The 6,475-nt window shown below is 72.6% G+C and carries 7 protein-coding genes; 2 read left to right on the forward strand and 5 right to left on the reverse strand.

The window, feature by feature from the left end; all coding sequences use genetic code 11:
• Positions 1–121 precede the first annotated feature (121 nt).
• A complete protein-coding gene (locus G3I53_RS14840) occupies positions 122–1,894 on the reverse strand; it encodes a biotin carboxylase N-terminal domain-containing protein (protein WP_164334364.1) in 1,773 nt (590 codons plus the stop codon).
• A 357-nt stretch (positions 1,895–2,251) separates the two neighbouring features.
• Here G3I53_RS14840 and G3I53_RS14845 point away from each other — a divergent pair, with 357 nt between their 5' ends.
• On the forward strand, positions 2,252–2,770 hold the full coding sequence (locus G3I53_RS14845) for a hypothetical protein (protein WP_164334363.1): 519 nt from the start codon (positions 2,252–2,254) through the stop codon (positions 2,768–2,770).
• On the opposite strand, the gene G3I53_RS14850 is transcribed toward G3I53_RS14845, so the two are convergent.
• The 4 genes from G3I53_RS14850 to G3I53_RS14860 form a co-directional block, all read right to left on the reverse strand.
• Complete coding sequence (locus G3I53_RS14850; RefSeq protein WP_164334362.1) at positions 2,739–3,359, reverse strand: nucleoside triphosphate pyrophosphatase; 621 nt, start codon at positions 3,357–3,359, stop codon at positions 2,739–2,741. The genes G3I53_RS14845 and G3I53_RS14850 overlap by 32 nt on opposite strands.
• 76 nt (positions 3,360–3,435) lie before the next feature.
• A complete protein-coding gene (locus tag G3I53_RS34395) occupies positions 3,436–3,564 on the reverse strand; it encodes a hypothetical protein (protein ID WP_263867756.1) in 129 nt (42 codons plus the stop codon).
• 124 nt (positions 3,565–3,688) lie between these two features.
• On the reverse strand, positions 3,689–3,898 hold the full coding sequence (locus G3I53_RS14855) for an acyl-CoA carboxylase subunit epsilon (RefSeq protein WP_164438429.1): 210 nt from the start codon (positions 3,896–3,898) through the stop codon (positions 3,689–3,691).
• A 29-nt stretch (positions 3,899–3,927) separates the two neighbouring features.
• Positions 3,928–5,517 (reverse strand): acyl-CoA carboxylase subunit beta, encoded by a 1,590-nt coding sequence (locus G3I53_RS14860; RefSeq protein ID WP_164335253.1) that lies wholly within the window; start codon positions 5,515–5,517, stop codon positions 3,928–3,930.
• A 110-nt stretch (positions 5,518–5,627) separates the two neighbouring features.
• Between G3I53_RS14860 and G3I53_RS14865 the strand changes: the two genes are divergently transcribed.
• Positions 5,628–6,475: biotin--[acetyl-CoA-carboxylase] ligase (locus G3I53_RS14865; protein WP_164438428.1), on the forward strand; the 848-nt coding region annotated here is incomplete at its 3' end.

Genomic DNA, 6,475 nt, shown 5'->3' on the forward strand with positions numbered 1-6,475 from the left:
GCGGCCCCCGGCGCGGGCGCCGTCGCCCGCCACCCGGCCGCACACGGGTCCGGACACGGCCGCGCCCGGCGGATCCTGACGATCCGCCGGGCGCGGGCGGTGGGACGCGTGGACCGTTCGGTCAGTCCTTGATCTCGCAGATGGTCGCACCGGACGTGACCGACGCGCCGATCTCCGCGCTCAGGCCCTTGATGGTGCCGGAGCGGTGGGCGTTGAGGGGCTGCTCCATCTTCATGGCCTCAAGGACGACGACCAGGTCGCCCTCCTTGACCTCCTGGCCCTCCTCCACGGCGACCTTCACGATCGTGCCCTGCATCGGCGAGGCGAGGGTGTCACCGGAGGCCACGGGACCGGACTTGCGGGCCGCACGGCGCTTCGGCTTGGCGCCCGCCGCCAGCCCCGTACGGGCCAGGGACATGCCCAGCGAGGCCGGGAGGGAGACCTCCAGGCGCTTGCCGCCGACCTCGACGACGACCGTCTCCCGGCCCGCGTCCTCGTCGGCCTCGGCGTCCACCGCGGCGGCGAAGGGCTTGATGTCGTTGACGAACTCGGTCTCGATCCAGCGGGTGTGGACCGTGAACGGCTCGGCGGAGCCCGTCAGCTCGGGGGCGAACGCCGGGTCCTCGACCACCGCGCGGTGGAACGGGATGGCGGTGGCCATGCCCTCGACCCGGAACTCGCCCAGGGCGCGCGCGGCCCGCCGCAGCGCCTCCTCACGGGTGCGGCCGGTGACGATCAGCTTCGCCAGCAGGGAGTCCCACGCCGGGCCGATGACCGAGCCGGACTCCACGCCCGCGTCCAGGCGGACACCGGGGCCCGACGGCGGCGCGAACGTGGTGACGGTGCCGGGGGCGGGGAGGAAGCCGCGGCCCGGGTCCTCGCCGTTGATCCGGAACTCGAAGGAGTGACCCCGCAGCGGCGGGTCGTCGTAGCCGAGCTCCTCGCCGTCGGCGATGCGGAACATCTCGCGCACCAGGTCGATGCCGGCGACCTCCTCGGTGACCGGGTGCTCCACCTGCAGACGCGTGTTGACCTCCAGGAAGGAGATCGTGCCGTCGGCGCCGACCAGGAACTCCACCGTGCCGGCGCCGACGTAGCCGGCCTCCTTCAGGATGGCCTTGGACGCCGAGTACAGCTCCGCGACCTGCTCGTCGGACAGGAAGGGCGCCGGGGCCTCCTCGACCAGCTTCTGGTGCCGGCGCTGCAGGGAGCAGTCACGGGTGGAGACGACCACCACGTTGCCGTGCTGGTCCGCCAGGCACTGGGTCTCCACGTGCCGGGGCTTGTCCAGGTAGCGCTCCACGAAGCACTCGCCGCGGCCGAAGGCGGCCACCGCCTCGCGCACCGCGGAGTCGTACAGCTCCGGGACCTCCTCCAGGGTGCGGGCGACCTTCAGGCCGCGGCCGCCACCGCCGAACGCGGCCTTGATGGCGATCGGCAGGCCGTGCTCCTCGGCGAAGGTGACGACCTCGTCGGCACCCGAGACCGGGTCCGGCGTGCCGGCCACCAGGGGGGCACCGGCGCGCTGGGCGATGTGCCGGGCGGCGACCTTGTCGCCGAGGTCGCGGATCGCCTGCGGGGGCGGGCCGATCCAGGTCAGGCCCGCGTCCAGCACCGCCTGGGCGAAGTCCGCGTTCTCCGAGAGGAAGCCGTACCCGGGGTGGACGGCGTCCGCGCCGGACTCACGCGCGGCGCCCAGCACCTTGCCGACGTCGAGGTAACTGGTGGCGGGAGTGTCACCGCCCAGGGCGAACGCCTCATCCGCGGCGCGGACATGCAGAGCGTCCCGGTCCGGGTCGGCGTAGACGGCAACGCTCGCGATTCCGGCATCCCGGCAGGCCCGGGCCACGCGGACAGCGATTTCGCCACGGTTGGCGATGAGCACCTTGCGCACGATTGAGGCTCCCTCCTTGAAACAAGCCGAGTTTAGGGACTGCCGACACGGCACTTCGACCCGTCCCCAATGGTGAGCTTCCCCACACGGAGCGTGACCCGTGGCTCGCTCGAGAGGCGAAATCCCTTGTGGCACCGCGGTACGCAGGGCTCCCTCCGTAGAACCCTAGCCCCCGTATGTGGTCAAGGTCTCTGTGAGAGCGTGCTGCGCCCCACTCCGTTTCTTTGTGGAGTCCCTACGAATGGCCCAATGATTCTTTGCCCTCCGCAGAACCCTTGTACCGAGGTTTACCCGTTAGTAGCCTTCGGTCGACCCCGAACGTACTCGGGGTAACCGCACAGGCGTGCTCGAAAGAGGGTGGGACCGGTGGTCCGCAGACCGGTGGCGTGGCTCGTGGCGTTGGTACTCCTCGTGGAGGCGCTCGGCATCGCGGCCGTGAACTGGTTCCTCGGCGTCGTCGTGGACCGGCAGGACATGTCGCTGGCGGGCCTCGACCCGCAGATGATGTCGGTGTCCTCGAAGGTGGGCGCCGTGGTCTTCGGGCTGTACTTCGCGCTCTGCGCCCTGGTGGCACTGCTGGTCGGGGTGCGCGACCGGGGACCCGCCGGACTCGGCCGGATCCTGCTGATCAGCGCCGCCGTGGTGCACGGCCTGCTGGCCGCGTTCGCCTGGGGGCTGGTCGGCCCCTCCGCGTTCGTCTACCTGGTGGTGGTGCTCGGCCTGATCGTGCTGCTGCTGATGACCCACGACCGTCCGGACGCGCCCGCCGCGCCCAGGGACGCCGCCCCCGAGGACGGCACCGGCGGCGGCACCGGCGGCGGCACCTTGGACGGCGGGACGCCCCTCACGCCTCCGGCGGCGCCCACAGCTCCGTGATGCCGACGCCCAGCCCGGCCAGCAGCCGGCGCAGCAGCGGCAGGCTGATGCCGATCACGTTGCCGTGGTCGCCGTCGATGCCGTCGATGAACGGGGCCGACCGGCCGTCCAGGGTGAACGCCCCGGCCACGTGCAGCGGCTCGCCCGAGGCGACGTAGGCGGCGATCTCCGCGTCGCTGGGGTCACCGAACCGGACCACCGTGGAGGCGGTGCCGGAGGTGTAGCGGCCACTGACGGTGTCGTAGACGCAGTGACCGGTCTGCAGGGTGCCCGCGCGGCCCCGCATCGCCTTCCAGCGCGCCGTGGCCTCCTCGGCGTCCGCCGGCTTGCCCAGGGCGCGGCCGTCCAGCTCCAGCACCGAGTCGCAGCCGATCACCAGCGCGCCCTTCAGCTCCGGCTTCGCGGCCACCACGGACGCCTTCGCCTCGGCGAGGGCGAGGGCCAGCTCGGCCGGCGTGGGGGCGCTGACGGCGTCCTCGTCGACCCCGCTGACGACCACTTCGGGGGCCAGCCCGGCCTGACGGAGCAGCCCGAGCCGGGCGGGGGACTGGGAGGCGAGCACGAGTCGGCGGCGCGGCTGATCTGTCATGCGGTCAGCGTATCGGCGCCGCCCGGACACCCCTCCCGACGGCCCCGGTGCGGCAGGCGGGCGGGCCGGCAGCGCCTCAGCGCACCCCGATCACGAGCATCGCCAGCAGCATGGCCAGCGCCATGAGAACGCCCAGCCGCCGCAGCATCGCCTGCGTGTGCCGCAGTTCCTCGGGCGGCTCGTTCTCGGGGTCGGACCACAGCATGCCTCCAGCGTCGTACGCCGCACGTCCGGGTGCCTGAGTACGGGTACTCAAGTACGGCCGGGGCGGCGCCCGGGACCCTCCCGCCGGCGCGTCGGCCGCGCGGGCGGGAGCGGGCCGGAACGGCTCAGCCGGGCCAGTAGGTGCGGGTCCAGGACGCCGGGCCGGGCTGCGGCAGCGGGTGGGCGGCGATGCGGGACGGGTCCGACCAGGAGTCGCGGGGACCGGGCGCGCCGGACGGCGTGGCGGACGCCGCCGCGGCGCGGGCCCGTACCACCGCCAGTGCGGCGGCCAGCTCCTCCGGGGTCGGGTTGCCCCGGACGACCTTGATCATCACGGTGGCCTCCAAGGGGGCGGCGGGGGTGGTCACAGCGGGATGTTGCCGTGCTTCTTCGGCGGCAGCGACTCCCGCTTGGTGCGCAGCTGGCGCAGGCCCCGCACGATGTGCCGGCGGGTGTCGGACGGCATGATCACCGCGTCGACGTAGCCGCGCTCGGCCGCCACGTACGGGTTGAGCAGCGCGTCCTCGTACTCCTGCATCAGCCGGGCGCGGGTGCCCTCGGTGTCGTCCGATTCGGCGATGGCGCGGCGGTGCAGGATGTTGACGGCGCCCTGCGCGCCCATCACCGCGATCTGCGCGGTCGGCCAGGCCAGGTTGAGGTCGGCGCCCAGGTGCTTGGAGCCCATGACGTCGTAGGCGCCGCCGAACGCCTTGCGGGTGATGACCGTGATCAGCGGGACGGTGGCCTCCGCGTACGCGAAGATCAGCTTGGCGCCGCGCCGGATGATGCCGTCGTGCTCCTGGTCCACGCCCGGCAGGAAGCCGGGGACGTCGACGAAGGTCAGCACCGGGATGTTGAAGGCGTCGCAGGTGCGCACGAAGCGGGCGGCCTTCTCGGAGGCGGTGATGTCCAGGCAGCCGGCGAACTGCATCGGCTGGTTGGCCACGATGCCCACCGGGTGCCCCTCGACCCGCCCGTACCCGGTGACGATGTTCGGCGCGAACAGCGCCTGCGTCTCGAAGAACTCGCCGTCGTCGAGGACGTGCTCGATGACGGTGTGCATGTTGTACGGCTGGTTGGCGCTGTCCGGGACGATCGTGTCCAGCTCGCGGTCCTCGTCGGTGACCGTGAGGTCGGCCTCCTCCGGGTAGACCGGCGGCTCGGACAGGTTGTTCGACGGCAGGTACGACAGCAGCTGCTTGACGTACTCGATGGCGTCCTTCTCGTCCCCGGCCATGTGGTGCGCCACACCCGAGGTGCTGTTGTGGGTGCGGGCGCCGCCCAGCTCCTCGAAGCCCACGTCCTCGCCGGTGACCGTCTTGATGACGTCCGGGCCGGTGATGAACATGTGGCTGGTCTGGTCGACCATGACCGTGAAGTCGGTGATCGCGGGCGAGTACACCGCGCCGCCCGCGCACGGACCCACGACCAGGCTGATCTGCGGGATCACGCCCGAGGCGTGGGTGTTGCGGCGGAAGATCTCGCCGTAGGCGCCGAGCGAGGCCACACCCTCCTGGATGCGGGCGCCGCCGGAGTCGTTGATGCCGATGACCGGGCAGCCGGTCTTCAGCGCGAAGTCCATCACCTTGACGATCTTCTGCCCGTAGACCTCGCCGAGGGCCCCGCCGAAGACGGTGAAGTCCTGGGAGAACACGGCGACCGGGCGGCCGTCGACGGTGCCGTACCCGGTGACCACGCCGTCGCCGTAGGGACGGTTGGCGTCCAGGCCGAAGTTGGTGGACCGGTGCCGGGCGAACTCGTCCAGTTCGACGAAGGACCCCTCGTCGAGCAGGAGGTCGATCCGCTCACGGGCCGTCAACTTGCCCTTGGCGTGCTGCTTCTCGACGGCGCGTGCGGAGCCGGCGTGCGTCGCCTCCTGGATGCGACGCTGAAGATCCGCGAGCTTGCCCGCGGTCGTGCGAATGTCAGGCTGCTGCTCTTCCGGCTCGGACATCGGGATGCGGCTCCCTGCCTGCTCAAAAGGGGGGACGGTTACTCATTCGAAGGGTAGTGGGGTGCCTCCCCATCAGCAGTGCGGTGTTTGCCACACCTAATGTGGCTTGCATGACGCCGCGTGATGACTCCGAGTCCTCCCCCAGCCGGTGGTCCGACCTGGACCGGCCGCCCCTGAACGCCACCTCCCTGCGCCGCGGGCTGGTGCGGGAGGGAGGGCTGTGGCGCGCGGTGGACGTGGTGCAGCGCACCGGCTCCACCAACACCGACCTGGTCGCCCGGGCGGCCGACGGCACCGCGGACGAGGGGACCGTCCTCGTCGCCGAGGAGCAGACCGCGGCGCGCGGACGCCTGGACCGGCAGTGGACGGCACCGCCCCGCTCCGGCCTGTTCTTCTCCGTCCTGCTCCGCCCGGCCGAGGTGCCTGTGCACCACTGGGGCTGGCTGCCGCTGCTCACCGGCGTCGCGGTGGCGACCGGGCTGTCCCGGGCGGCCGGCGTCGACACGGCCCTGAAGTGGCCCAACGACCTGCTCGTCACGGTCGGCGACCAGGAGCGCAAGGCCGGCGGGATCCTCGCCGAACGGGCCGGGGACGACGCTGTCGTCATCGGCGTCGGCGTCAACGTCACCCTGCGCGCCGGAGAACTGCCCGTGCCGCAGGCCGGCTCCCTGACGCTGGCCGGCGCGGTGAGCACCGACCGCGACCCGCTGCTGCGGGGCGTGCTGCGCTCCCTGGAGGACTGGTACGGGCGCTGGCGGGGCGCGGGCGGCGACGCGGCGGCCTGCGGCCTGCAGGAGACCTACGCGGCCGGCTGCGCCACGCTCGGCCGGATGGTGCGGGCGGAACTGCCGGGGGACCGGTCGGTGGTCGGCGAGGCGATGGCCGTGGACGGCGACGGGCGGCTGGTCCTGGCCACCGGCGCGGGCCTCCAGGAGCCGGTGGGGGCCGGCGACATCGT

The sequence above is a fragment of the Streptomyces sp. SID14436 genome (assembly GCF_010548465.1).
Classification (GTDB): Bacteria; Actinomycetota; Actinomycetes; order Streptomycetales; family Streptomycetaceae; genus Streptomyces.